Source organism: Dietzia alimentaria 72, from assembly GCF_000226215.1.
Taxonomy (GTDB): Bacteria; Actinomycetota; Actinomycetes; order Mycobacteriales; family Mycobacteriaceae; genus Dietzia; species Dietzia alimentaria.
In genome coordinates this window covers 86,084-107,357 of sequence record NZ_AGFF01000008.1, presented here as the reverse complement: position 1 = coordinate 107,357, position 21,274 = coordinate 86,084, and the positions used below count along the sequence as shown (strand labels likewise).

At 67.0% G+C, this 21,274-nt stretch carries 20 protein-coding genes and 2 tRNA genes; 7 read left to right on the top strand and 15 right to left on the bottom strand.

Features of this window, described 5'->3' with window-relative positions; genetic code table 11:
- Positions 1-23: 23 nt before the first annotated feature.
- Positions 24-482: a sulfate permease gene (locus tag ON04_RS05085; protein ID WP_202945575.1), complete on the bottom strand. Its 459-nt coding sequence runs from the start codon at positions 480-482 to the stop codon at positions 24-26.
- A 172-nt stretch (positions 483-654) separates the two neighbouring features.
- Between ON04_RS05085 and ON04_RS05080 the strand changes: the two genes are divergently transcribed.
- Positions 655-1,410, top strand: a complete 756-nt coding sequence (locus ON04_RS05080; protein ID WP_010540504.1) for an AlbA family DNA-binding domain-containing protein — start codon at positions 655-657, stop codon at positions 1,408-1,410.
- Between the two features lie 29 nt (positions 1,411-1,439).
- Here ON04_RS05080 and ON04_RS05075 read toward each other — a convergent pair whose 3' ends face one another.
- Positions 1,440-2,705 (bottom strand): IS30 family transposase, encoded by a 1,266-nt coding sequence (locus tag ON04_RS05075; RefSeq protein ID WP_081477132.1) that lies wholly within the window; start codon positions 2,703-2,705, stop codon positions 1,440-1,442.
- A gap of 171 nt (positions 2,706-2,876) precedes the next feature.
- Here ON04_RS05075 and ON04_RS05070 point away from each other — a divergent pair, with 171 nt between their 5' ends.
- The gene (locus ON04_RS05070; protein WP_010540502.1) at positions 2,877-3,302 is read left to right on the top strand and encodes a hypothetical protein; all 426 of its coding nucleotides are present in this window, start codon (positions 2,877-2,879) and stop codon (positions 3,300-3,302) included.
- A 218-nt stretch (positions 3,303-3,520) separates the two neighbouring features.
- Here ON04_RS05070 and ON04_RS17190 read toward each other — a convergent pair whose 3' ends face one another.
- From ON04_RS17190 to ON04_RS05050, 4 genes are all read right to left on the bottom strand, one after another.
- Positions 3,521-3,655, bottom strand: a complete 135-nt coding sequence (locus ON04_RS17190) for a hypothetical protein (protein ID WP_274376957.1) — start codon at positions 3,653-3,655, stop codon at positions 3,521-3,523.
- A 223-nt stretch (positions 3,656-3,878) separates the two neighbouring features.
- Positions 3,879-3,952 (bottom strand) — tRNA-Ile (locus ON04_RS05060).
- A 52-nt stretch (positions 3,953-4,004) separates the two neighbouring features.
- Positions 4,005-5,420: a carboxylesterase/lipase family protein gene (locus ON04_RS05055; protein ID WP_029457772.1), complete on the bottom strand. Its 1,416-nt coding sequence runs from the start codon at positions 5,418-5,420 to the stop codon at positions 4,005-4,007.
- A 14-nt stretch (positions 5,421-5,434) separates the two neighbouring features.
- A complete protein-coding gene (locus ON04_RS05050; RefSeq protein WP_010540499.1) occupies positions 5,435-6,421 on the bottom strand; it encodes a diaminopimelate dehydrogenase in 987 nt (328 codons plus the stop codon).
- Positions 6,422-6,611: 190 nt separating this feature from the next.
- On the opposite strand from ON04_RS05050, the gene ON04_RS15905 reads away from it, so the two are divergent.
- Positions 6,612-7,277 (top strand): LppP/LprE family lipoprotein, encoded by a 666-nt coding sequence (locus tag ON04_RS15905; RefSeq protein WP_010540498.1) that lies wholly within the window; start codon positions 6,612-6,614, stop codon positions 7,275-7,277.
- A 66-nt stretch (positions 7,278-7,343) separates the two neighbouring features.
- Here the strand turns inward: ON04_RS15905 and ON04_RS05040 are convergent.
- Both ON04_RS05040 and dnaG read right to left on the bottom strand, forming a co-directional pair.
- Positions 7,344-7,415: transfer RNA gene (locus ON04_RS05040), tRNA-Asn, on the bottom strand.
- Positions 7,416-7,496: 81 nt separating this feature from the next.
- A complete protein-coding gene (gene dnaG / locus ON04_RS05035) occupies positions 7,497-9,506 on the bottom strand; it encodes a DNA primase (RefSeq protein ID WP_010540497.1) in 2,010 nt (669 codons plus the stop codon).
- A gap of 68 nt (positions 9,507-9,574) precedes the next feature.
- On the opposite strand from dnaG, the gene ON04_RS17185 reads away from it, so the two are divergent.
- Positions 9,575-11,623, top strand: coding sequence for a TPM domain-containing protein (locus ON04_RS17185; protein ID WP_029457770.1), 2,049 nt, complete (start codon positions 9,575-9,577; stop codon positions 11,621-11,623).
- Entirely contained in the window at positions 11,541-12,968 is a 1,428-nt protein-coding gene (locus ON04_RS05025) for a serine hydrolase domain-containing protein (protein WP_010540495.1), read from the top strand. Before ON04_RS17185 ends, ON04_RS05025 begins: the two co-directional genes overlap by 83 nt.
- On the opposite strand, the gene ON04_RS05020 is transcribed toward ON04_RS05025, so the two are convergent.
- From ON04_RS05020 to ON04_RS05010, 3 genes are read right to left on the bottom strand one after another with little or no spacing between them, the layout of a single operon-like run.
- Positions 12,965-14,227 (bottom strand): deoxyguanosinetriphosphate triphosphohydrolase, encoded by a 1,263-nt coding sequence (locus ON04_RS05020; RefSeq protein ID WP_010540494.1) that lies wholly within the window; start codon positions 14,225-14,227, stop codon positions 12,965-12,967. The two genes, ON04_RS05025 and ON04_RS05020, sit on opposite strands and share 4 nt — an antisense overlap.
- 38 nt (positions 14,228-14,265) lie before the next feature.
- Positions 14,266-14,910, bottom strand: a complete 645-nt coding sequence (locus ON04_RS05015) for a YdcF family protein (protein ID WP_238529239.1) — start codon at positions 14,908-14,910, stop codon at positions 14,266-14,268.
- 26 nt (positions 14,911-14,936) lie between these two features.
- The gene (locus ON04_RS05010; RefSeq protein ID WP_010540492.1) at positions 14,937-16,331 is read right to left on the bottom strand and encodes a glycine--tRNA ligase; all 1,395 of its coding nucleotides are present in this window, start codon (positions 16,329-16,331) and stop codon (positions 14,937-14,939) included.
- Between the two features lie 189 nt (positions 16,332-16,520).
- On the opposite strand from ON04_RS05010, the gene ON04_RS05005 reads away from it, so the two are divergent.
- Together ON04_RS05005 and ON04_RS05000 are read left to right on the top strand one after the other, a co-directional pair.
- On the top strand, positions 16,521-16,892 hold the full coding sequence (locus tag ON04_RS05005) for an ArsR/SmtB family transcription factor (RefSeq protein ID WP_010540491.1): 372 nt from the start codon (positions 16,521-16,523) through the stop codon (positions 16,890-16,892).
- 3 nt (positions 16,893-16,895) lie between these two features.
- A complete protein-coding gene (locus tag ON04_RS05000; RefSeq protein WP_010540490.1) occupies positions 16,896-17,309 on the top strand; it encodes a Fur family transcriptional regulator in 414 nt (137 codons plus the stop codon).
- A gap of 27 nt (positions 17,310-17,336) precedes the next feature.
- Here ON04_RS05000 and ON04_RS04995 read toward each other — a convergent pair whose 3' ends face one another.
- The 4 genes from ON04_RS04995 to ON04_RS04980 form a co-directional block, all read right to left on the bottom strand.
- A complete protein-coding gene (locus tag ON04_RS04995; protein WP_010540489.1) occupies positions 17,337-18,101 on the bottom strand; it encodes an isoprenyl transferase in 765 nt (254 codons plus the stop codon).
- Between the two features lie 46 nt (positions 18,102-18,147).
- Complete coding sequence (gene recO / locus ON04_RS04990) at positions 18,148-18,951, bottom strand: DNA repair protein RecO (protein ID WP_010540488.1); 804 nt, start codon at positions 18,949-18,951, stop codon at positions 18,148-18,150.
- Between the two features lie 97 nt (positions 18,952-19,048).
- Positions 19,049-19,957, bottom strand: coding sequence for a GTPase Era (gene era / locus ON04_RS04985; protein ID WP_010540487.1), 909 nt, complete (start codon positions 19,955-19,957; stop codon positions 19,049-19,051).
- Positions 19,954-21,273 (bottom strand): hemolysin family protein, encoded by a 1,320-nt coding sequence (locus tag ON04_RS04980; RefSeq protein ID WP_010540486.1) that lies wholly within the window; start codon positions 21,271-21,273, stop codon positions 19,954-19,956. Before ON04_RS04980 ends, era begins: the two co-directional genes overlap by 4 nt.
- Position 21,274 lies beyond the last annotated feature (1 nt).

Genomic DNA, 21,274 nt, shown 5'->3' with positions numbered 1-21,274 from the left:
CCGACCACCGGCGCACCCACCCCTCACCCATCACGAGGGTGGGGCCAAATCAAAACAGCACAGCGGGGCCAAATGGACTTGTCATTCTCACTCACTGGCTCGTTCTCGGCTAGCTGGGGTTCAGTTGCGGCGGCTTGTGCCCGCCGCGCGCGTCTGCGCTGCCGGGCCTCCTGGACACGGACCCGAACGAGCAGAATGATGCTGACGGGCCCCATGATGAGGAACTTCATCGCGTTCCAGATGAACAGGATCACGAAGATGTTCAGCCAACCCGGTCCGCCGTCGGCGATGAGGTTGGTGCAGATACTCGCAGCGAGCAGGTGGGGGCCGGCGAGGAGCATCGCGGGCAGACCCCATTTGAGGCCTCGCCGGGTGCGGATCGCGTCGAGGAGCCGGTTCGTCGGCATGCAGCGGCGCAGGGAATAGCTGGTGCGGACGCTTGCTGCCCAGAGCAATCGGATCACGACGTTTGCCTCTCTCATCGCACGACAACGTTGACGAGACAGTGCGTAGAGAGTGGCCCGAGAGCCTGCCCCGAAGGACTTCATATCAAGGAGAAACCTGCCTTGTTTAGCACTTCACGCCTCCCCTGGGCGAGTCGGAAGAGCCCGCCGCGCTGCTCCCTGTGTCAGCGAGCATCTCTAGGCTTGCAGCATGACCTTCACCGCACTTCACCGCGCCGTGGGCACCGCTCCGGGACCGTTAGCTGACGCGATTCTTGATGCGGCCGTTGCCGCTGGTGTTGCAGAGACGAACGACTTGGACTGGAAGTCGGAGCTCCCGCCAGCGAAGGGGCTGCCACAGACGGACTTCCCCAAGGACGTTGCGGCGATGGCGAACAGCGGCGGCGGCGTCATCGTCTACGGAGTACGGGAGACGCAGAAGGCTGCGACTGAGCGCGTCGACGTCGGCGAGCTCGATGAAGCGTACGAACGATCCTTGCGAAGCGCGGCCATCACGGCGATCTCTCCGCCGGTGTTCGGGCTGAACGTGCATCGGATCGGAGTCGAGGGTAACCGTGCCGTTGTCGTAGAGATCCCGGCCAGCGTCGATGGGCCACATTTGATCTACAAGAACGACTACTTCGCCGCGCCGGTGCGGAACGATTCCGACACCGTGTGGATGAAGGAGCGGCAGATCGAGGCGATGTATCGAGCTCGTTTCGAGGAGCGCCGCCACGCAACTGAGGCGTTAGATGCACTGTCCGATGAAGCCGCGGCAGGCAGGGATTCCGACAAGCGCGCCTGGCTGATCGCAGTCGCTCACCCTCGCATCCCTCGCTTCCACGATCGACTCACACGTGACGAGGCTCGCGGAGTGCTGACCAAGACCGTGGGGTTGGCCCTGACCTACGCAGGACGCGGAGGTGTTCACCCGCTCGAGAACGTCGACCGTGTCAACGGCGGGTGAGAATTGACCCCTACGTGACGGGGTGGTTTCTAGCCAACGACGCAACGGTTGGACACCTCGGAGCCTAGTTCGTCGGTGATGAACTCCAGCGGTGACCTGTCGTCAAGGACGGCTCTGGGGCGGTGGTTGAGCTCGCCGGCGACGTCGGCGAGGTAGTCGGCGCCGTGGACGGACAGGTTGCTGCCCTTGGGGAAGTACTGACGCAGCAGGCCGTTGGTGTTCTCGTTCGAGCCCCGCTGCCAGGGGACGTGCGGATCGCAGAAGTAGACCGGTATCCTCAGCGACGCGGTCACAGAGAGATGCCGGGCCATCTCGGTGCCCTGGTCCCATGTCAACGAACCCACCAGCACCGGTGGCAACGCCGCCAGGGCCGAGGTGATCGCCTGGGTGACGGTCACCGAATCCGTCGCCGGTAGATGCACCAGCAGGACCATTCGACTACGCCGCTCCACGAGAGTGGCGATAGCGTCGCGGCCCTGGGTCCCCACGATCAAGTCACCTTCCCAGTGACCCCATCGGGTCCGATCTTCAGGCTCGAACGGGCGGTCATGGATAGTGAGCATCGGCTGCTCGAAGCGCGGACGCCGCTGTCGGTCTCGGCGCTGGGCTCGACGGCCGGGACGTCCAGTCCGTAGCGCACCCGTGCCGGACGAGGGCACCTTGTGCGGTCGGCCGAGCGTGGATCCGGGCTGATAGACGGCTTGGTAGATGGTCTCGGCACACACCCACATCATCCGGTCGGCGGGATGATCACGGCGCAGCCGGCGGGCGATCTGGGACGGGCTCCACCTCGTGGCTAGCAACTCACTCACGGCCTCGTACAACACCGGGTCAGCGTGAATTCGGCGCCGGCGTGGACGGGCCCGCCGAGCGCAGGCCTGGCGTTTCGCCTCGAACGGGTTGTAGGTGCGCGTATTCCCTCGAGTAGACGAGTTGCGGCGCAGTTCCCGGGAGATTGTTGATGGTGACCGGCCCAGACGGTGTGCGATCTGCCGAATGGACACACCCTGGCCGTGGAGGTCGGCGAGTTCCAGCCGTTCGTCCTGCGAAAGATATCTCGGCGAGACCGCCCGAACCTCCAGCCGATCCAATGGCGGTATCCATTGGAACTTCTCGGCTCCCCGGTATTGCCAGTAGCCGTGTTCCCAGTTCCGCGCCGTGGACCGTGAGACCCCCGCTTCCCTGCCTGCCCGCCGGATCGGCATTCCCTGCGCCCGCAACGCCATGTACCGCGCCCGCTGCTGTGACAGCGGTCGCCGCCCCGGCCCCTTCTTTACTCGTCTCGTCGTCATCATGCCCTCCACAACATCACTTGGTGTTGCGTCGTTGGCTAGAAACCACCCCGTCACCAGGGGGTCAGTATTCACCCGCCGTCGACAGACCGCGACAATCCCCGCCCCGGATTGCGCCGCTGGGTAGCCGTGAACACCGCAGCCAGCGAACGTTCACTCTGGAAGGAGGCCTGGATGAGCATCCACCATGACGGCTCGGTGACCCTCGCCGCTGCCGTGGGCGGTCATCGTATGAGCAGTGACGGATTCTTTGACGGCTGGCAGGTCGAGTCTGCCGCCATTGAGAGCGCCATCGCGGGCCTGATGGCGCTCGCGCGCACCGCGGCGGAAGCAACAGACAACGACGAGTACGACGTGCGCATTGGCATCGAGTGGACCGGCGAACAGCCGCTGGCGATCCTGACGAAAGACAACATGGGCTTCACCTGCGACGGCGTGTCGATCCTCCTTCATCACTACACGCCAGTCGAAACCACGGTAAACGTGGTAGAGCCAGCTCTGGACTACTACTGGCACGTTCATGACCTCGCCCAGGACTGCGTGAATCAGGGCGGCATCTCAAACGTGCAGATGATTCAGCCCCCAGCGCGCGATCGCTGATCTCCGAAGTCGAGACTTCGGTGGAGGATTACTACCGCCGCATCCAGATCCCTGACCACATCGTGACAGCGCTGCGCGAGCTCATCACTCGCCAGTTCGACCAGCTCCAAGCCACCTCCAAGGAGGAGCGGAACGCTCACAAACTCGAACGCGACGCGCTCCGGGACGAGCGCACCAAGTTGCTTCAAGCTCACTACGCCGGAGCCCTGCCCCTCGACCTACCTGCCACGGAGCAGGAACGCATCGCACGGCGGATCGCGTTCCTCGACGCCCAGATCAACGCGGGCGACATCGAGTACGAGCAGGCGAAAGCCCACCTCGACGACTGTCTCGCCCTGGCCGGAGACTGCCATGCGATCTACATGCGCATCGACGACTCGCTACGGCGGATCGCTAAACAAGCGTTCTTTGAGAAACTGATCCTCACGGAGGAGAACACCGTCGACGGGCAACCCGGCCCGCCGTTCACCGTGTTCGTCGACCCCGAGGCCCAGGCAACCGCGGTCGCCCAACGGTCAGACACGGAATCCGGTACTCAAACCGGCAATGTCGTTGGTTTGAACAATGACCTATGGGTGGGGCCAGCGGGGCTCGAACCCGCGACCAGCGGATTATGAGTCCGCGGCTCTAACCAACTGAGCTATAGCCCCTCGCGCCCCCGGATGTACCGGAGGACTCGCGCCGCGTCATCGTAGCAAGGGCTCAGTCGGCCACCTCGGGCCACCAGACCTCGCGGACCGAGGCGAGCCCGTCTGCGAGCACGCTCGGCGGATCGGTCCAGGCTTGTACGTTCCTTCCGGGGGCGTCGTAGACGGGAAAGCCCGGGTCTCCGCCGGTGATAAAAGTGACCCACGAGTCGTGCATCGACTTCACCAACGATGACGGGGCTGGCTCACCGAGATAGCGTTCCACGTTTTCCGCCTCCGGTACTCCCCAGAAAAACGGTAGATCCGCGCAGTGCCGGGGCCCGTTCCCCCCAGCCCAGCAGAAGTCGTAGACCCACGTCGGATCCCCGGCCGCCAAGCGCGTCTCGGCGGCGCGGACCACGGTCGAGTGGATCGCGGCGGCGTCGATCACCGCACCGACACTGCGCCGAAGCGATCTGCCGTTGGACTGACGAGCAAGCGCCCGGATCCCCTCTCGCGGTATCTGCTGGGATAGCGCGATGAGCGCAGCACCCGGAACGAGCGCGGGGCCGGGAAGCTTGTCAGCGATCGCATCGAACTCCAGGGCGGTGGAGCCGATCATCAGGGGAACCTCGCCCGCCCGGCCACCCGCGACAGTCTCCAGCGGGGGTCCCGGCACGAGGTCGCCATCCACGACCGGACGGAACGGCAGGGTGAACTGATTATCTTTGCGGAATCTGCGATGGAACTCGTCCACCGCGCCACGGCCGCCCGCGGCCAGGGACGCGGCAGTGATCCGCTTGGGAGGGTGGGTGGACGGTGCCCGGAGGATCGCAGAAGAACTCGCGATCGCACGGTGGAAGAGCCCCGCCGCGGCAGGCGATCCCAGGAGGAACAACACTGCTCCCCCTCCGGCGGACTGGCCGGCGACCGTGACCCTGCCGGGATCGCCTCCGAACGCGGTGATCTCACTCTGCACCCACTCCAGGGCGGCGATCCAGTCGAGCACCCCGCGGTTGTCAGGCGCGTCAGGGAACGGCGTGAAGCCCTCGACCCCGAGGCGGTAGCCCACAGAGACCACGATGATTCCGCGGCGGGCGAACGTCGATCCGTCGAACCACGGCTGGTGGGAGGACCCGGACTCCCAGCCCCCGCCATGGAACCACACCATCACCGGGTGCCCGGTCCCCTCGGCGGGAGCCGTGAGCCCGGCCTCGTCGGTGGGCGTCCACACGTCCACATGCAGGACGTCGGTCCCTGCGACGATTGGTTCGGGGATCGCCGGGTCCGGGTCGAACCGCAAGCGCTGCGCCGTCGCGGCCGGTCGGGTGGCGTCGCGGACGCCGTCCCACGAACGACGGCGCACGGGAGCAGCGAATCTCAGGGCGCCCACCGGATCCTCGGCGTACGGGATGCCGAGAAAGCGGGCGACTCCCTCCCGCATACTTCCTCGCACATGGCCTGTGGACAGCGAGGCCTCGACAACGGTCATGTCCGCCGCTGCGGTTACAGGTCGTCCGCGCGCAGCTGCTCCGGGCTCTTCGGTGAGAGCAGGCCGGGAGCCACATCAAAGACGGTGTGTGCGCCAATCTGGCCGCTGGCGTTGAGCCGGTGCACAGCGCGCGCATAGGCCACCAGCACGCCGGCCGTGAACTCCGGGTTGCTGCCGAGGGTGAGCCGGTACTCGATGCCCTGCGGGTTTCCCTCACCCGTCACGCCGGAACGGATGACAAACCCCCCGTGCGGCATCGCGCGATGATCGCGGGCGAGCTCCTCTGCAGTGATGAAATTGACCGTCGTGTCGTAATCAGCGAAGTAGTTCGGCATCGTCACGATCGCCTCACGCACGGTGTCCCGGTCGGCCCCCTCCTCCAGGACCACAAAGCACTCGCGGACGTGCTTTTCCCGCGTGGTCAACGTCGGCCTGTCACCAGCGCGGACCGCCGCGATCGCGGAGTCGCTCGGTACCGTGTACTGCACACCGCCAGCCACTCCGGGCACCCGCCGGACCGCGTCCGAATGCCCCTGGCTCAGCCCGCGACCCCAGAAGGTGTAGGTATCGCCCTCGGGAAGAAGCGACTCGCCCACCACCCGATTGATCGAGTACATGCCCGGGTCCCAGCCCGCGGAGATCAACGCCGTGGTGCCCGCCGCCCGCGCGGGAGCGTCCACTGCGGCGAAATGTTCAGGGATTCGGGCGTGGGTGTCGAAACTGTCGACAATGTTGAACGTGGCCGCGAGCTCCGGGGACTGAACCGGGAGATCGTCCTTCGACCCCCCGCAGAGGATCAGGACATCGATCTGCCCCTCCTTGGTGGACAGATCGTCGTACGCGAACACCGGTGTCCCGGAACTCAGTGTCGAAACGTTCTCTGGCGCGCGTCGGGTGAACACACCCACAAGCGCCATGTCGGGGTTCTGGGCGAGCGCGGCCTCCACACCGCGGCCAAGATTGCCGTAGCCGGCGATGCCGATCCGAATCTGCGTGGTCATCCGCTGCTTCTCCTCGTTGTTTGAGTCGGTGTTCAGCGTAGCGAAAGCACGGCGCGCGCTCCGGCTGCTATCCCACTGCTGCTGCGGACCTGTGGCCCGGCCCGTCACGAGGACGTCTCCGAAAACCGATATGTTCACGGTCATCGGGCCGAAGAGGCGGAAGCGGCCTCCCATACGAGAAAGAGTCGACATGAATGAACCAGGACCACCACGCCGACCAGATCACCTCTGGGTTCAGCTGGCCCGACCGACCACTGGCCTCGCCGCGATCGTCTTCACCGCAGCCCTGATCCTCGTTGGTTGCGCCGATGGTCAGGACCAGACAGGTGAAAAGCAGGACTCCGCGATCGGGTCGTCAGCGCCGCCCGCCACCACGGTCACGGTGACCGCTACTGAAACGGCCGCCTCGTCACCCGTTGAGTCGAACGGAAATCCCCCTTCGCCATCCGGTAGCACGTCGGAAGAGTGTTCGCCTTCCACTGTCCCCGTTGCTACTGACGCGGCGGGAATCGCCGCGCCGTTTCCCGACCGGGCGTGGTCCGTCTGGCAGACCGGCAACTTGTGCGGCCCCCTGGGATACGCGGAGCTGGAGACTGCCGGGGGTACCGGCTCATCCCCGACTCAATTGCTTCTTTACAACGAGGGCGAGTTCCTCGGGACTGGGATCCGCTGCAACGCTCTGGGCCAGGTGACAGATTCAACGTCAGATTCGGTCACGGTGCAGTACCGCTGGCCGATTGGCTCAGACAGTAACGCGAACATGCGCGGACGAACTGACGTCACCTTCCAGTGGAACGGATCGTCCGTCGACATGATCGGCAATCTTCCGCAGGACGCCGTGGGCACCGCCTGCTGATCACGCGGAAGCCATCTGTTGCACAACAAAAAAGGCCCACCGCGATGCGGTGGGCCTTTTTGAATGCTCCCCCATCTGGATTCGAACCAGAAACCCTTCGATTAACAGTCGAATGCTCTGCCGTTGAGCTATGGGGGATTGTTCTCGGCGTTCCGGGGTGATGTCGGATACCGAGAACCCACCTTAGTGCGCGCCGGCCGAAAGGACCAAATCGCCAGCTCAGGCGATGTCGGGGGTGGCCCCGACCGCCTGCTCCAGCAGCCCTCGGCGATACTCCTCCAACGCAACCAGATCCCCGAACAGGGCCGAGTATCCCTCCGGGTCCTCAGCCGGGCTCATCCGCTGCACCTTGGACTTGAGGTCGGCGATCTGACCCGAGACCCACACTTCCTGCAGTCGCGCGAGCACCCCGGAGATATAGCGTGGGAGCGCCTCCTCGGACACGCGCAATGTCTCCACAGCGAGTGCGCCCACGAGCCGACTCAGCCCCTCGTCCTTGAGCCCCTCGGACACCTCCGAGACCCAGTTGGCCCCGCTCTTTCCCGACACGCAGCCCCCGGCCTGAGACAGCGCCGACGCCAGCGCCTCGTAGGCGGGATGGGTGTAGCACTCGACCGGCAGCGAATCGAAGAGCGGACCCGCCAGGCCCGGATACTGCAGGGCCGCTTTGATCGCCTCTCGTTGCGGCCACAACACCGGATCACCGGCTGAGGGAAGCGGTACGCCCTTAGGCGACCCGGAAGGCTGCTGGCCGTCGCCGGCGCCCACCTCGTCGTCGTTCCGCCCGCCGTCACGGCCGACACCACTGCCCGTCGACCGGGGTCCCCCACCCGGACCGCCGGGGGCACGACGACGCAGAGTCGGGCCCGTGGCCGACGACTGCGAGCGGCCTTTTTTGCGAGCCTCCTCACGGACGCGGCGCAGGACTGTCGCGGGATCGTCCCAGCCCACCCAGCCTGCGAGTTGGCGGGCGTACTCGTCACGCAGAGTTGAATCGCGAATGTCGGCGACCACGGGAACAGTCCTCCGCAGCGCCTCCACGCGGCCCTCCGCGTGATCGAGATCGTGGTCCTCGAGCATCGACCGGATAGCGAACTCGAACATCGGCACCCGCGTGGAGACCAGGTCCCGCACCGCGGCGTCACCCTTGCCCTGCCGCAGGTCACAGGGGTCCTGGCCAGCCGGGGCCACCGCCACGAAGGTGCGACCGGAGAACTGTTGATCCCCGGAGAACGCCCGGAGCGCGGCTTTTTTACCCGCCTCGTCGCCGTCGAACGTGTAGATGATCTCGCCGCGGAAGTAGTTGTCGTCGAGCATCAACCGCCGCAGCGTGGACAGGTGGTCCTCGCCGAACGCCGTGCCACACGCCGCCACCGCCGTCGTGACGCCCGCGGCGTGCATCGCCATGACATCGGTGTAGCCCTCGACGATCACAGCGCGGCGCTGCGAGGCGATCTCCCGCTTGGCCAGATCCAGACCAAACAGCACCTGAGACTTCTTGTAGAGCATCGTCTCGGGCGTGTTCATGTACTTGCCCAGCTTGTCGTCCTCGAACAGCTTGCGGGCGCCGAAACCGATCACCTCACCCGCCAGATTGCGTATCGGCCACAGCAAACGGCGATGGAACCGGTCGATGAGAGAGCCGCGCGAACTGGTTTTGGACAGTCCCGCCGCCTCAAGCTCCTTGGCCTCGAACCCCTGGCGCATCAGATGTTTGCTCATGGTGTCCCAGCCGGTCGGCGCGTAGCCACAACCGAAAAACTCGGCCTGAGCCATGTCGAAACCGCGCTCGGTCAGGAAGTCCCGCGCCACCTGTGCCTCAGCGTCGTCCCGAAACCGCTCGGCGTAAAACTTCTGAGCGGCCGCGTTGGCCTGGGCCAGCCGCGAGCGGGTGCCGCGGTCCCGTTGGACAACCTGTCCGCCGCCCTCGTACGAAATGCGGTACCCGATGCGGTCCGCGAGCTGCTCCACCGCCTCTACGAAGCTGATGTGCTCCATTTTCATGAGGAAGCTGAAGACGTCACCGCCCTCACCTGTGGAGAAACAATGGAAATAGCCGTGCTGCGGACGCACATGGAATGAGGGCGTCCGCTCGTCCTTGAACGGGGACAGACCCTTCATGGAGTCGGCGCCGCCTGGTTTGAGCGCGACGTACTCACCGACGACCTCTTCGATGCGAGTGCGTTCGCGGATCGCGGCGATGTCCTGCTCCGGAATCCGCCCTGCCATGACGCCCAGAGTAGCGGCCCTTGCCCGAGCTCGTCGTGGCGCCGCTACCCGGCCGATACGCTGGGCCCATGATCGCCGCCCCGCCACGCACCGTAATCGACCAACGCCCCCTGGCCCGGTCCCTCGTCGCCGTGCTCCTCGCCGCGATGGTGGCGTGCCTCGCGGCCCTCTCGGCCCCGATCGCCTCGGCCGAACCCCCGACGCGATTGCAGCAGCAACTCACCGATTCGGTCGGGGTCCTGGGCGGCGACACCGGCCGGGTGGAGGGTCGACTGGCGGACCTGCGCTCCTCCGACCAGATCCAACTCTGGGTGACCCTGGTCGACACCTTCGACGGCATGCCCGCCGAGCAGTGGGCACAGCAGACCGCGCGCCTGTCAGATCTCGGGGCCTCGGACGCGCTGCTCGTCGTGGCTGTGGGCGACGGGGGGTACTGGTTCGAATACAACGACCAGCGCGCCGTGCAGCGCATCGCCGATGCTGACATCGAGCCGGCGTTGGCCGTGGACGACTGGGCGGGTGCAGTCACGGGAGCCGCCGATGGACTGGAGCGCCAGGGCTCGGGGTCCGGGTTCTCGGTCACGACGCTGCTCATCGCCATCGGTGTGATCGTCGCCCTGGTGGCACTGGTGCTCCTGGTGACCCGGCGCCGCCAGAATTCACGAACAGCTCGTCAGGCCGAGGCCGCCCGCGACATCCCCGGTGACGACACCGCACGCATGTCCGCCCTGCAGGTGGACGTGCTCGACGCCCGCGCCCGCGCCGGCCTCGTGGACGCCGACCAGTCCGTGGATGCCTCCACCACCGCCCTGACTACGGCTGCCGGCGAGTTCGGCGAACTGCGTACCCGTCCCTTCCGCGCCGCCCTGGACTCCGCACGAGCAGAGGTCGCTGCGGCGCACGCACTGATCCAGCGCCTGGACGACGACATACCCGAGACCCCGGACCAGCGCCGCGCCATGCTGCTCGAGGTGGCCGCCCGAGCTGAGCGCGCCGAACGTGGTCTCCAGGACCAGTCCCGGGCCTTCGCCGAGATGCGAGACCTCCTCATCAACGGGGGCGCCTCCGTCGACGCCCTGACCCGGCGGGCGGTCAGCCTCCGCGCACGCCTGCCCGAGGCGGAGCAGACCATGGCCGGACTTCGTGGTCGCTTCCCCGCATCGGTCCTCACCTCGATCGAGGACAATCTGCAACTTTCCGCCGAGCTGCTCACCGCCGCGGAGTCCGACACCACTCGCGCCCGCACCGCGCTGGCCCGGCCGGTGGGTGAACAGGGCGAGGCCGTGGACGCGATCACCTCGGCGGAGGGCGAGCTCGACCGTGCGGAGAAACTCGTCGACGGCGTAGACCACGCCGCCGACGACATCACTACCGCTCGTCGCGACCTGGATGCCTTGATCGCCGAGGTGGAGGAAGAGCTGGCACAGGCAGCCAGCCTGCTCTCCACCACCGACATCTCCACTGCGACCAGCAATGCCCTCGCCGATGCCTCGGCTGCTGCCCGCGATGCGCTCGACCTCGCCCGCAGCCATGGCGAGACCGACCCGCTGGGGACGTTCTCCCAGCTCATCGACGTGGATCGCGACCTCGACGAAGCACTGGCGGCCGCAGGACACGAGGCCGAGACGGCCAATAGAGCACGCGCAGCCAGGCAGGCGGCCATCACCCGCGCACGGGGTGCGGTCAGGGAGGCCGACAACTACATCGGCAGTCGCTCCTACGTGATCGGTCAGGCCGCCCGCACCCGCCTGGTGGCAGCCAAGAACTCCCTGGATACCGCCGAGGCCACATCCGGCCCGGCCGCCTTCCCAGCCGCCGACAGGGCCCTGAACCTGGCCCGTGAAGCACTTCGTCTTGCTCAGAGCGACGCCTCCCGCCCGCAGTACTCCGGACGCCATGGTGGCGGCCCGTACGGACGCGGTGGTCGCGGCGGTTCCAACACCGGTGCGATGGTCGGCGGTCTCATCGCCGGGGCCCTGATCCAGGGCATGGCCCGCGGTGCCGGCTCCAGCTTCGGAGGCGGCAGGGGCTGGGGTGGAGGCGGCAGCTTCGGGGGCGGTGGCTTCGGCGGTGGTGGCGGCGGCTTCGGCGGCGGCGGCGCAGGCGGGCGGTTCTGACGCCATGACGCGGGTGCGAAAATCCCTCATCATCCTGGCCGTGGTGCTGGCCCTCGTCGCCGCCACGCTGGTAGTCGTGGGGATCCGCTTCCGTCCGCTGCTGCTGACCGGTACCGGCTACGCCGCCCACAACGCCTGTGCGATCCACTTCCTCACCGACCGCGACGATCCCCAGAACGACCTGCCGCCCAACCCGCTGGTGCCTTACCTGCGGACTAACGTCGACGACGCCGAGGGCACCGTCTCGGTATCCGTGCTGGGCATGGCGTTCGGGCAGACCGCGTACGTCTCCGAGTATGGCTGCACCCTCGGCGACCGCCCCGCGGGTTCGCAGAGCACCCAGCCGCCCCCGCTGCGGCCCGAGGAGGCCGGCGCGGGAATCAACCTCCCCGGGGCGCCCGACGCGCCCGCGGCCGTGACCTCGGCACTCGATGAGGCCGCGGAACAGGACGGGACGCGCGGACTCGTCGTCGTCCATCAGGGCCAGATCATCGGCGAGAGGTACGCCGACGGCTTCGGCCCCGACACCCGCCAGCTCGGCTGGTCCATGGCCAAGAGCGTGGCCGCCACCCTCGTCGGACGCGCGCAGGTCGAGTTCCCCGATGCCAACCTCGACCCCGCCGCAACCGGCCTGCGCCCCGAATGGGACGACGAGCGCGCCGACATCTCACTCGATCATCTGCTGCGGATGACCTCCGGCCTGGAATGGGACGAGGAGTACGACCTCGGGACACCCATCACCCAGATGCTCTTCACAGAACCCGACATGGCCGCGTTCGCCGCCTCGCAGCCCCTCGCCCACGATCCGGGGACGTACCGCCAGTATTCGTCCGGTACCTCCAACATCGTCTGCGACCTGCTCCACCAACGCACCGGGCTCGGCCCCGAGCTGGCCGACCGACTGCTCTTCGGCCCGCTCGGCATGACCAGCGCCATCCTCGAGGCTGACGCCTCGGGCCGATCAGTGTGCGGCTCGTATCTGTGGGCCACGCCGCGGGACTGGGCGCGGTTCGGACAGTTCGTGCTGGACGACGGCGAGGTGAACGGTTCCCCGCTGCTGCCCGAGGGGTGGACGGAATTTATGACTTCGGAGGTCGGCGCGGGCGGCGAACCCGACCCGTACGGTGCCCAGTGGTGGCTCAACGATGCGGGGGACGGATCCCCGCTGCGTCTGGAAGGCATCCCGGCGGACGCCTACTGGGCCTCCGGCCATGACGGCCAGTACGTGGTGGTGGTCCCGTCCGCGGACGTCGTGGTGGTGCGCACCGGATTCTCACCGGGCGGCACGATCGACGCCCTCGGGGTGGACCAGCTCGTCTCGGACGTGATTCGCGCGGTCAGCTAACCCCAGGCCGCCTGGATGCCCGCACTGGCCCGATCGATGCGTTCTAACCGACTCTCGGTATACAAGGCGACCTGATCCACGATCACCCGCATGCGTGCGGCGTCGTCCCGGGCCACATCCCACAACGGGCGTAGAACCGGGTCCAGCCCCGCCGGCGCGGAGTGGGCCAGATACTCGGCAACGCGGTGGATCCGGTCACGCTGGCGGTCCTGGCGCACGCGGTGGCCCGGGTCACTCATCACGTACCGCACGGCCATCGTCTTGAGCATCACCACCTCGGCCTCCACCTCCACCGGAACCTCGAGGGTCGCACTGTAACGACCGTGCGGCACCGCACCGTGCACGTCACGCGTGGTGTGGATGGCCGGCATGACGAAGCGACCTACGAGCTCGCTGGTCAGAGCCTTGAGCGCGACCATTCCACCGAAGGACTCTTCGAACGGCTGCACGGCCCGGACCACCCCCAGGGCGCCAAGGCGGCCGGCGGCCTGCTCCAACTGGTCTGCATCCGGGCCGCGGAACTCCGTGGCCCCGAGCTCTGCCAGTGCCGCGACCTCTGATCTGTCCGACAGCGACCGCAGATCCAGCCGGCCGGCGACGATCGCGTCCTCCACGTCGTGCACCGAGTAGGCCACGTCATCGGAGAAGTCCATGATCTGGGCCTCGAGACTGCGGGTATAGCCCGGGGCACCCTTCCGGATCCAGGCGAGGATATCCGCATCGTCCGGGTACGCACCGAACTTGCTGGTGCCTTCGCGCGGGAGCCACGGGTACTTGGTGGCAGCGTCCAGTGCCGCGCGGGTCAGGTTGAGACCCACACCGTTGCCGTCAGCGTCTACGACCTTCGGCTCGAGCCTGGAGAGGATCCGTACTGTCTGGGCATTACCCTCGTACCCACCGAAGCCACGGGCCACCTCGTCGAGTGCCCGCTCGCCGTTGTGGCCGTAGGGCGGGTGGCCGATGTCGTGGCTCAGACCCGCCAGATCCGCAAGGTCCGGGTCGCAACCCAGCCCTGCGGCGATACTGCGCGAGATCTGCGCGACCTCCAGGGAGTGAGTGAGGCGGGTGCGTGGGGTGTCACCGTCTCCGGGCCCGACAACCTGGGTCTTGTCCGCCAACCGACGCAGGGCCGCCGAGTGCAGGACGCGGGCGCGGTCCCGCTCGAACGGGCTGCGCTCACTGGCCGAGCCCTGCGCGCGACCACTCCCCTCGGCCACCCGACGCTCACCGTCGGACTCCGTGTACGCGTACCCCGTCATGACCTTCTCCTCCCGGCGTGGTGACCCCGTCGACCCGATCAGCCGGGAAAATCCACGTCGTTGCCGGCCAGCCGATGGTACTGGTACCAGAGCACAGCTCCGGTCTCCCGGATGATGCTCATGATCTGGTTCTCCCGGGTCCACACCGCAGGCCCGTGTCGTGTCGGCGAGGTCCACGCGTCCAGCCCCACGTCGCGAGCCATCATCCGTGACCTGTATGAGTGCGTGGGGTCACTGACCAACACGACCGATCCGCCGCCCTGGTCGGTCACGGTCTGCGCGACCGCATCCAGACTGCCGACGGTGTTGGTTCCGGTCTCTACCGCGAGTATCACCTCGGGCGGGACGCCCAGACTCGTCAGATAGGCCCGCCCCGATCCCGCCTCCGTGTACAGGTCGCCCGGCTGATTGCCCCCGACGGTGATGACCTGGGGCGCCACACCCTGTTCGTAGAGCGCCGCTGCATGCTCGAGACGCGCCTGGAACACCGGGGTCGGGATCCCGTTGTACTGCGCTGCTCCCAGCACCACGATCGCGTCAGCGGGTGACCGGTCGTCGACCCGTGCCACATGCCACACGCGGAACGCGATGAAGCCGGGTACGACCAGAGTTAGTAGGAGCACGAGGGTCAGGAGCCATCCGATGGCCCTGGACACCGCGCCGAGCGGGGACCGGGTTCTCATCACTCGACCAGTGTGCCAGCGTCTGGTCAGCAGCCGAGGAGCCGCTGCGCGAGATATCCCTCCACCTGGTCGATGGCCACGCGCTCCTGCGCCATGGTGTCCCGCTCACGGATCGTCACGGCCTGGTCCTCGAGGGTGTCGAAGTCCACCGTGATACAGAACGGCGTACCGATCTCGTCGTGACGACGGTAGCGACGCCCGATGGCCTGCGCGTCGTCGAAGTCCACATTCCAGTTCTTGCGCAGCTGCGCCGCCAGGTCCCGCGCCTTGGGCGAGAGGTCGGCATTGCGTGACAGCGGCAACACCGCGGCCTTGAACGGCGACAGTCGACGATCGAGCTTGAGCACGGTCCGGGTGTCGACGCCGCCCTTGGAGTTGGGCGCCTCGTCCTCGGTGTAGGCATCCACGAGGAACGCCATCAGGGAGCGGGTCAGACCGAAACTGGGTTCGATGACGTAGGGGATGAACTTCTCACCGGTGGCCTGGTCGAAGTACTGCAGGTCCTCACCCGAGTGCTTCTGGTGCTGCGTCAGGTCGTAGTCCGTGCGGTTGGCAACGCCCATGAGCTCACCCCACTCGCTGCCCTGGAAGCCGAACCTGTACTCGAAGTCGATAGTGCGGGCGGAGTAATGGGCGCGCTCGTCGTCCGGGACATCGAAGCGACGCAGGTTGGCCGGGTCGATGCCCAGGTCCACGAACCAATCCCAGCAGTCCTCGACCCAACGGTCGAACCACTGCACGGCCTCGTCCGGCTTGGTGAAGAATTCGATCTCCATCTGCTCGAACTCGCGGGTACGGAAGATGAAGTTGCCGGGCGTGATCTCGTTGCGGAAGGCCTTGCCGATCTGGCCGATGCCGAACGGTGGTTTGCGACGGGACGTGGTCATGACGTTCTTGTAGTTGACGAAGATGCCCTGGGCGGTCTCGGGACGGAGGTAGTGCAGGCCCTCCTCGTTGTCCACGGGGCCGAGGAACGTCTTGACCAGACCGGAGAACAGCTGGGGCTCGGTCCACTTGCCCTTGGTGCCACAGTTCGGACACGCGATCTCGGACATCGGCGCGTCTGACGGCGAGTCAAGCTTCTTCTTGGCCGCGTAGGCCTCCTGCAGGTGGTCGTGACGCAGCCGCGTGTGGCAGACCTGGCACTCGACCAGCGGGTCGGTGAAGGTCTCGACGTGGCCGGAGGCCTCCCACACCCGACGCGGAAGGATGATCGACGAGTCCAGGCCCACGACGTCCTCGCGCGCGGTCACGAAGGTTCGCCACCACTGACGCTTGATGTTGTCTTTGAGTTCCGCCCCGAGTGGACCGTAGTCCCAGGCAGAGCGGGTGCCACCGTAGATCTCGCCGCTCTGGTAGACCAGTCCCCGGCGCTTGCAGAGGTTGACGACGGTGTCGATGACGGAAGCTGAGGCTGCCACGTCGGGGGTTCTCCCTTTAATGAGTCGGTTGCGGAGCTGTCGAGGTAGATCACCTCGGCACGGGCTGACGCCCGGGCACTTGTCCCCAGGGTATCCGGTATGGCATCCGGGTCTGGGATACTGGGGTCCCCTACCCGACACGATGCCGGTGGCCGCGGACCTCGTCGCCGAGCCCGGAAGGTGGAGACGATGGCAATCGCAAGCGATCCCACGCCCCCCACGGAGTGTGTCGCGGACCGGCACCACCCGTCTGGCAGCGCCGCGCAGGCCCCGCCCACGCCTGACCACGTGGTCTCCGCCGCTGGCGAGCTGCTGCGGGCCCTTTCCGCGCCGCTGCGCATCGAGATCGTGCTCCAGTTGCGTGAGGGGCCCCGCTGCGTACACGAGCTCGTCGACGCCCTGGGCGTCCCCCAGCCGCTCGTCAGCCAACACCTCCGGGTACTCAAGTCCTCGGGGGTGGTCTCAGCTCTGCGCCAGGGCCGGGAGATGCGCTACGAACTGCTCGATGATCATCTGCTGCGTATCGTCGAGGCGGCCGTCGTACACGTCGGGGAGGAGTAGCAGGTGACCACCGCCGACAGACCCATCGGTATGCGCTCGACACGTCAACGCAGCGCCATCTCGGACTTGATGGACGAGTCCAAGGGTTTCCGGTCCGCTCAGGACCTCCACGCCGAACTCCGCGACCGAGGGAACACCATCGGTCTCACCACCGTCTATCGGACATTGCAGTCGATGGCGGACGCCGGCGCGGTCGACGTCCTACGCACCGATTCGGGAGAGTCGATCTTCCGCAAGTGCTCGGATTCCCATCACCACCACCTGGTGTGCCGTGGGTGTGGGTTCACGGTGGAGGTCGAGGAGCCCGGCGTCGAATCCTGGGCACACCGGGCCGCCGGGGCGCACGGTTTCACCGAGGTCACCCACGCTGTCGAGCTGTTCGGCCTGTGCGCGGAGTGCGCCGTCCGCGCCGACTGACCGCGTCGTCGGCTAAGACCTCGGACTTCAGCTCGGAGCGACTCCACCGAAGCGCCGGTCACGCTCGGCGTACTCCAAGCACGCCGCCCACAGATCGCGGCGGTCGAAGTCCGGGAACAGGGTGTCCTGGAAGACCAGCTCGGCGTACGCGCTCTGCCACAGGAGAAAGTTCGACGTACGCAGTTCGCCCGAGGGACGCAGGAACAGGTCCACGTCGGGCATGTCCGGCTCGTCCAGGTAGCGATGGAAGTCGTCTTCGGTCAAGTCCTCTGGCGAGACCTCCCCGGCGGCAACCCTGCGGGCGAAGTCACGGGCGGCGTCCACGATCTCGGCCCGGCCACCATAGTTCACGCACATGGCCAGGGTCATGACCGTGTTGTCCTTGGTCAGCTCCTCGGCCTCCTCGAGCTCGGAGATGACCGAACCCCACAGTCGCGGCCGGCGGCCCGCCCACCGGACGCGCACCCCGAGGGCATTCATCTCGTCACGGCGACGGCGCAGTACGTCCCGGTTGAATCCCATCAGGAAGCGGACCTCTTCGGGGCTGCGCTTCCAGTTCTCGGTGGAGAAGGCGTACGCGGACAGGTAGGGGATCCCCATCTCGATGCATCCCTCGACCACGTCCATCAGGACGGCCTCGCCCCGCTTATGACCCTCCGTACGGGGCAGGCCCTTTTCCTGGGCCCAGCGGCCGTTCCCGTCCATGACCAGTGCCACGTGCCGGGGAACGAACTCGGCGGGGATGGCGGGCGGGCGGGCCCCTGAGGGGTGCGGGGTCGGCGTCCGCGCCACGCTTGCCCTCCCGGGGGTGGCGGGGGCCTGTTGTGAGGCGGGACGCTTACGAAATCTGGGCAATCCGGGCACTGGACTCCTCCACTGTGTCGACGGGTGCGGGAACGACCGTGCCGCGGTCGACCAGGGGCAGACTTCGCAGGTCCCGCTCGAGATGCCACTGCAGGTGGGCTGCGGCGATCCCGGAGGCCTGTCGGATGACGGCCGGGGATGACGGCCCGATGGCGTCCCACTCCCCGGCGAGCAGAGCAGACAGATGCTCGGTGACGCCCGGCGAGAGCATGGCGCAACCCTGAGGGCGGCAGTGGACGCATACGGTGCCACCGGAGGCGACATGGAACGCCCGGTGCGGCCCCACCACGCCACATCGCACGCAACAATCCAGCACGGGCTCCCAGCCGGAGGCCGCCATGGCGCGCAGTAGGAACGCGTCCGCGACCAGTCCGGGCGCACGGCGCTGCTCGGCGAGAGAACGTAGTGCCCCGACGGCGAGGCCGAGCAGTCGCGGAGACGGGTCGCCCTCCTCACCCGCCAGTCTCTCAGCGGTCTCCAGCACCACACACCCGGAGGTGTAGGCGGGGTAGTCGGCCACCAGTTGGCGGGCGAGCGATTCGCGACTGGACGCCTGACGAATGGTGCCCAGCCCGCTCCGTCCCCTGCCCGGGGCGATCTGCACCTCGACCACGGCGAACGGTTCCAGGCTCGCGCCCATTCGCGACCTGGTCCGTCGCACAGCCCTGGCCACGGCACGAACGAGCCCGTGGTTCCGGGTCAGCAGGGTGACGATCCGGTCCGCCTCGCCGAGGTCGTAGGTACGCACGACGAGGCCCGTATCGGTGAAGGGATGCATACGGGCCTCCTCTCGACAGATGGATGAACGCCCATTGTCCCACCGGTGGGCGCGTGTCGACAGACGTGTCGGCGGTGGGTCTCGTGGGCCGGGTGCGCTAGAAGCCCAGCCGCCCCAGCATCTTGGGGTCGCGCTGCCATTCCTTGAGCACCTTGACGTGCAGGTCCAGATAGACCTTCGTGCCGAGGAGTTCCTCGATGCCGGCGCGGGCCTGGGTGCCGACCTCCTTCATCCGGGAACCGCCCTTGCCCAGCACGATCGACTTCTGACTTTGCCGTTCGACGTAGACCACGGCGTGCACGTCCACCATGTCGTCGCGCCCCTCGTGGGGTAGCACCTCCTCGATCGACACGGCGATCGAGTGCGGCAACTCATCCCGCACACCCTCGAGCGCGGCCTCGCGGATGAGCTCGGACATGCGCGACTCGTCGGACTCTTCGGTGATGACGTCCTCGGGGTAGAACTGCGGCCCCTCCGGAAGCAGGGTTGCGATGACGTCTGCGACCACGTCCACCTGCTCACCCGACGCCGCCGAAACCGGCACCACCTCGCTGTCGGGGCCGAGGAACTTCGACACCGCCATGAGTTGCTCCATGACCTTCTGCTTGGAAACCGTGTCGATCTTGGTGACCAGCCCCAGTAGCGGAGTGTTGGGACAGAGCTTGCGGACCTGTTCCAGGATCCAGCGATCTCCGGGGCCGATCCGCTCCCCGGCGGGAATACAGATTCCGATGAGGTCGACGTCGGAGTACGTGTCTTCCACCAGGGCGTTCAGCCGCTCCCCCAGCAGAGTGCGCGGGCGGTGCAGTCCGGGGGTATCGACCAGGATGATCTGGGCGTCGGGACGGTGCACTATGCCACGGATCGCGTGTCGGGTCGTCTGGGGTCTCGACGAGGTGATCGCGATCTTCTCGCCGACCAGTGCGTTGGTCAGCGTGGATTTGCCGGTGTTGGGCCGGCCCACGAAGCTGACGAACCCGCTCCTGTGTCCCTCGGGGGTACTCATCGGTTCTCCTCGTCGTTTCTGAAATCTTCGTCGGTGGAGGTCTCAACACGTTGTGCGACCACCGTGATCACCTTGACCCGCCCCCGCCTGTCGTTACCGCCCTCGGCGCGGAGCTCGAGTCCGGTGGTCACCACGTGCGCGCCGGGCAGCGGGACGCGACCGAGTTCGAGCGCCATCAACCCGCCGACGGTCTCGACCTCCTCGGTCACCTCGTCCGGGAAGTCGATGTCAAAAATCTCCGCCACCTCGTCCAACCCAAGTCGGGCGGACAGCCGGTAGCGGCCGTCCTCCAGTTCTTCAAAGGGTGGCACCTCGGTGGTGTCGTACTCATCCACGATCTCGCCGACGATCTCCTCGAGGATGTCCTCGATCGACACGAGGCCCGCGGTTCCGCCGTACTCGTCGACCAGTAACGCCAGATGATTGTGATCGCGCTGCATCTCGGCCAGGAGGTCATCTATCCGCTTGGAGTCGGGGACAAAGACTGCAGGTCGCATGACATCCGCGACCGGAGCTGCTCGTCCGTCCGGGTCGTCCAGGCGGGCCACTATGTCGCGCAGGTAGACCACGCCCACCACGTTGTCGGAGTCGTCGCCGTCCACCACCGGGATCCGGGAGTAGCCGGATTTCACCGTCAGCCGGGCTGCCTGCCCGACTGTCTTGTCGGACTCGATCCACACCATCTCGGTCCGCGGCGTCATGACTTCGCGCGCGGTGGTCTCTCCGAGCTCCACCACGGACTGGATCATGCGGGATTCGTCGTCGGCCACCACTCCGCGTTCGCGGGCCATGTCCACGATCTCGAGGAGTTCGATCTCGGAGGCGAAGGGCCCGTTGCGAAAGCCGCCACCCGGGGTGACGGCATTACCCACACTGACCAGCAGCGTGGCCACCGGGGCCAAAGCGATGCTGATCACGGCCAACGGAGTCGAGACGCCCAGAGCAATTGTGTAGGCGTGCTGACGTCCGAGGGTGCGAGGCCCCACGCCGGCTACGACGTAGCCGGCGATGGTGGTGACGGTGATAGCGACGGTCAGCGCCCACGCGGACGAATCGATAAGGTCCGAGAACACGACGGTGAACAGCACGGCGGCCGCCACCAGAGCCAGCACGTGGAGCAGGACCGTGACGTTGATATACCGCGCCCGGTTGTCCAGCATGCGAGCCAACCGGGGGGCGCCGTAGCGGCCGTCTTTGGCCATCTCGTCGACACGGGCCACGGACACCGTGCTCAACGCGGCGTCGATCGCGGCGAACAGGCCCGCGACAGGGATGAGAAGTACGGCCGCGAGGGCCGTGATGAGGGTGCCGTCCACG

Coding starts and splice junctions, on each gene's coding strand:
- ON04_RS05085 (WP_202945575.1), bottom strand. CDS start 482: ATGAGAGAGGCAAACGTCGTGATCCGATTGCTCTGGGCAGCAAGCGTC.
- ON04_RS05080 (WP_010540504.1), top strand. CDS start 655: ATGACCTTCACCGCACTTCACCGCGCCGTGGGCACCGCTCCGGGACCG.
- ON04_RS05075 (WP_081477132.1), bottom strand. CDS start 2,705: ATGATGACGACGAGACGAGTAAAGAAGGGGCCGGGGCGGCGACCGCTG.
- ON04_RS05070 (WP_010540502.1), top strand. CDS start 2,877: ATGAGCATCCACCATGACGGCTCGGTGACCCTCGCCGCTGCCGTGGGC.
- ON04_RS17190 (WP_274376957.1), bottom strand. CDS start 3,655: ATGGCAGTCTCCGGCCAGGGCGAGACAGTCGTCGAGGTGGGCTTTCGC.
- ON04_RS05055 (WP_029457772.1), bottom strand. CDS start 5,420: ATGACCGTTGTCGAGGCCTCGCTGTCCACAGGCCATGTGCGAGGAAGT.
- ON04_RS05050 (WP_010540499.1), bottom strand. CDS start 6,421: ATGACCACGCAGATTCGGATCGGCATCGCCGGCTACGGCAATCTTGGC.
- ON04_RS15905 (WP_010540498.1), top strand. CDS start 6,612: ATGAATGAACCAGGACCACCACGCCGACCAGATCACCTCTGGGTTCAG.
- dnaG (WP_010540497.1), bottom strand. CDS start 9,506: ATGGCAGGGCGGATTCCGGAGCAGGACATCGCCGCGATCCGCGAACGC.
- ON04_RS17185 (WP_029457770.1), top strand. CDS start 9,575: ATGATCGCCGCCCCGCCACGCACCGTAATCGACCAACGCCCCCTGGCC.
- ON04_RS05020 (WP_010540494.1), bottom strand. CDS start 14,227: ATGACGGGGTACGCGTACACGGAGTCCGACGGTGAGCGTCGGGTGGCC.
- ON04_RS05015 (WP_238529239.1), bottom strand. CDS start 14,910: ATGAGAACCCGGTCCCCGCTCGGCGCGGTGTCCAGGGCCATCGGATGG.
- ON04_RS05005 (WP_010540491.1), top strand. CDS start 16,521: ATGGCAATCGCAAGCGATCCCACGCCCCCCACGGAGTGTGTCGCGGAC.
- recO (WP_010540488.1), bottom strand. CDS start 18,951: ATGCATCCCTTCACCGATACGGGCCTCGTCGTGCGTACCTACGACCTC.
- era (WP_010540487.1), bottom strand. CDS start 19,957: ATGAGTACCCCCGAGGGACACAGGAGCGGGTTCGTCAGCTTCGTGGGC.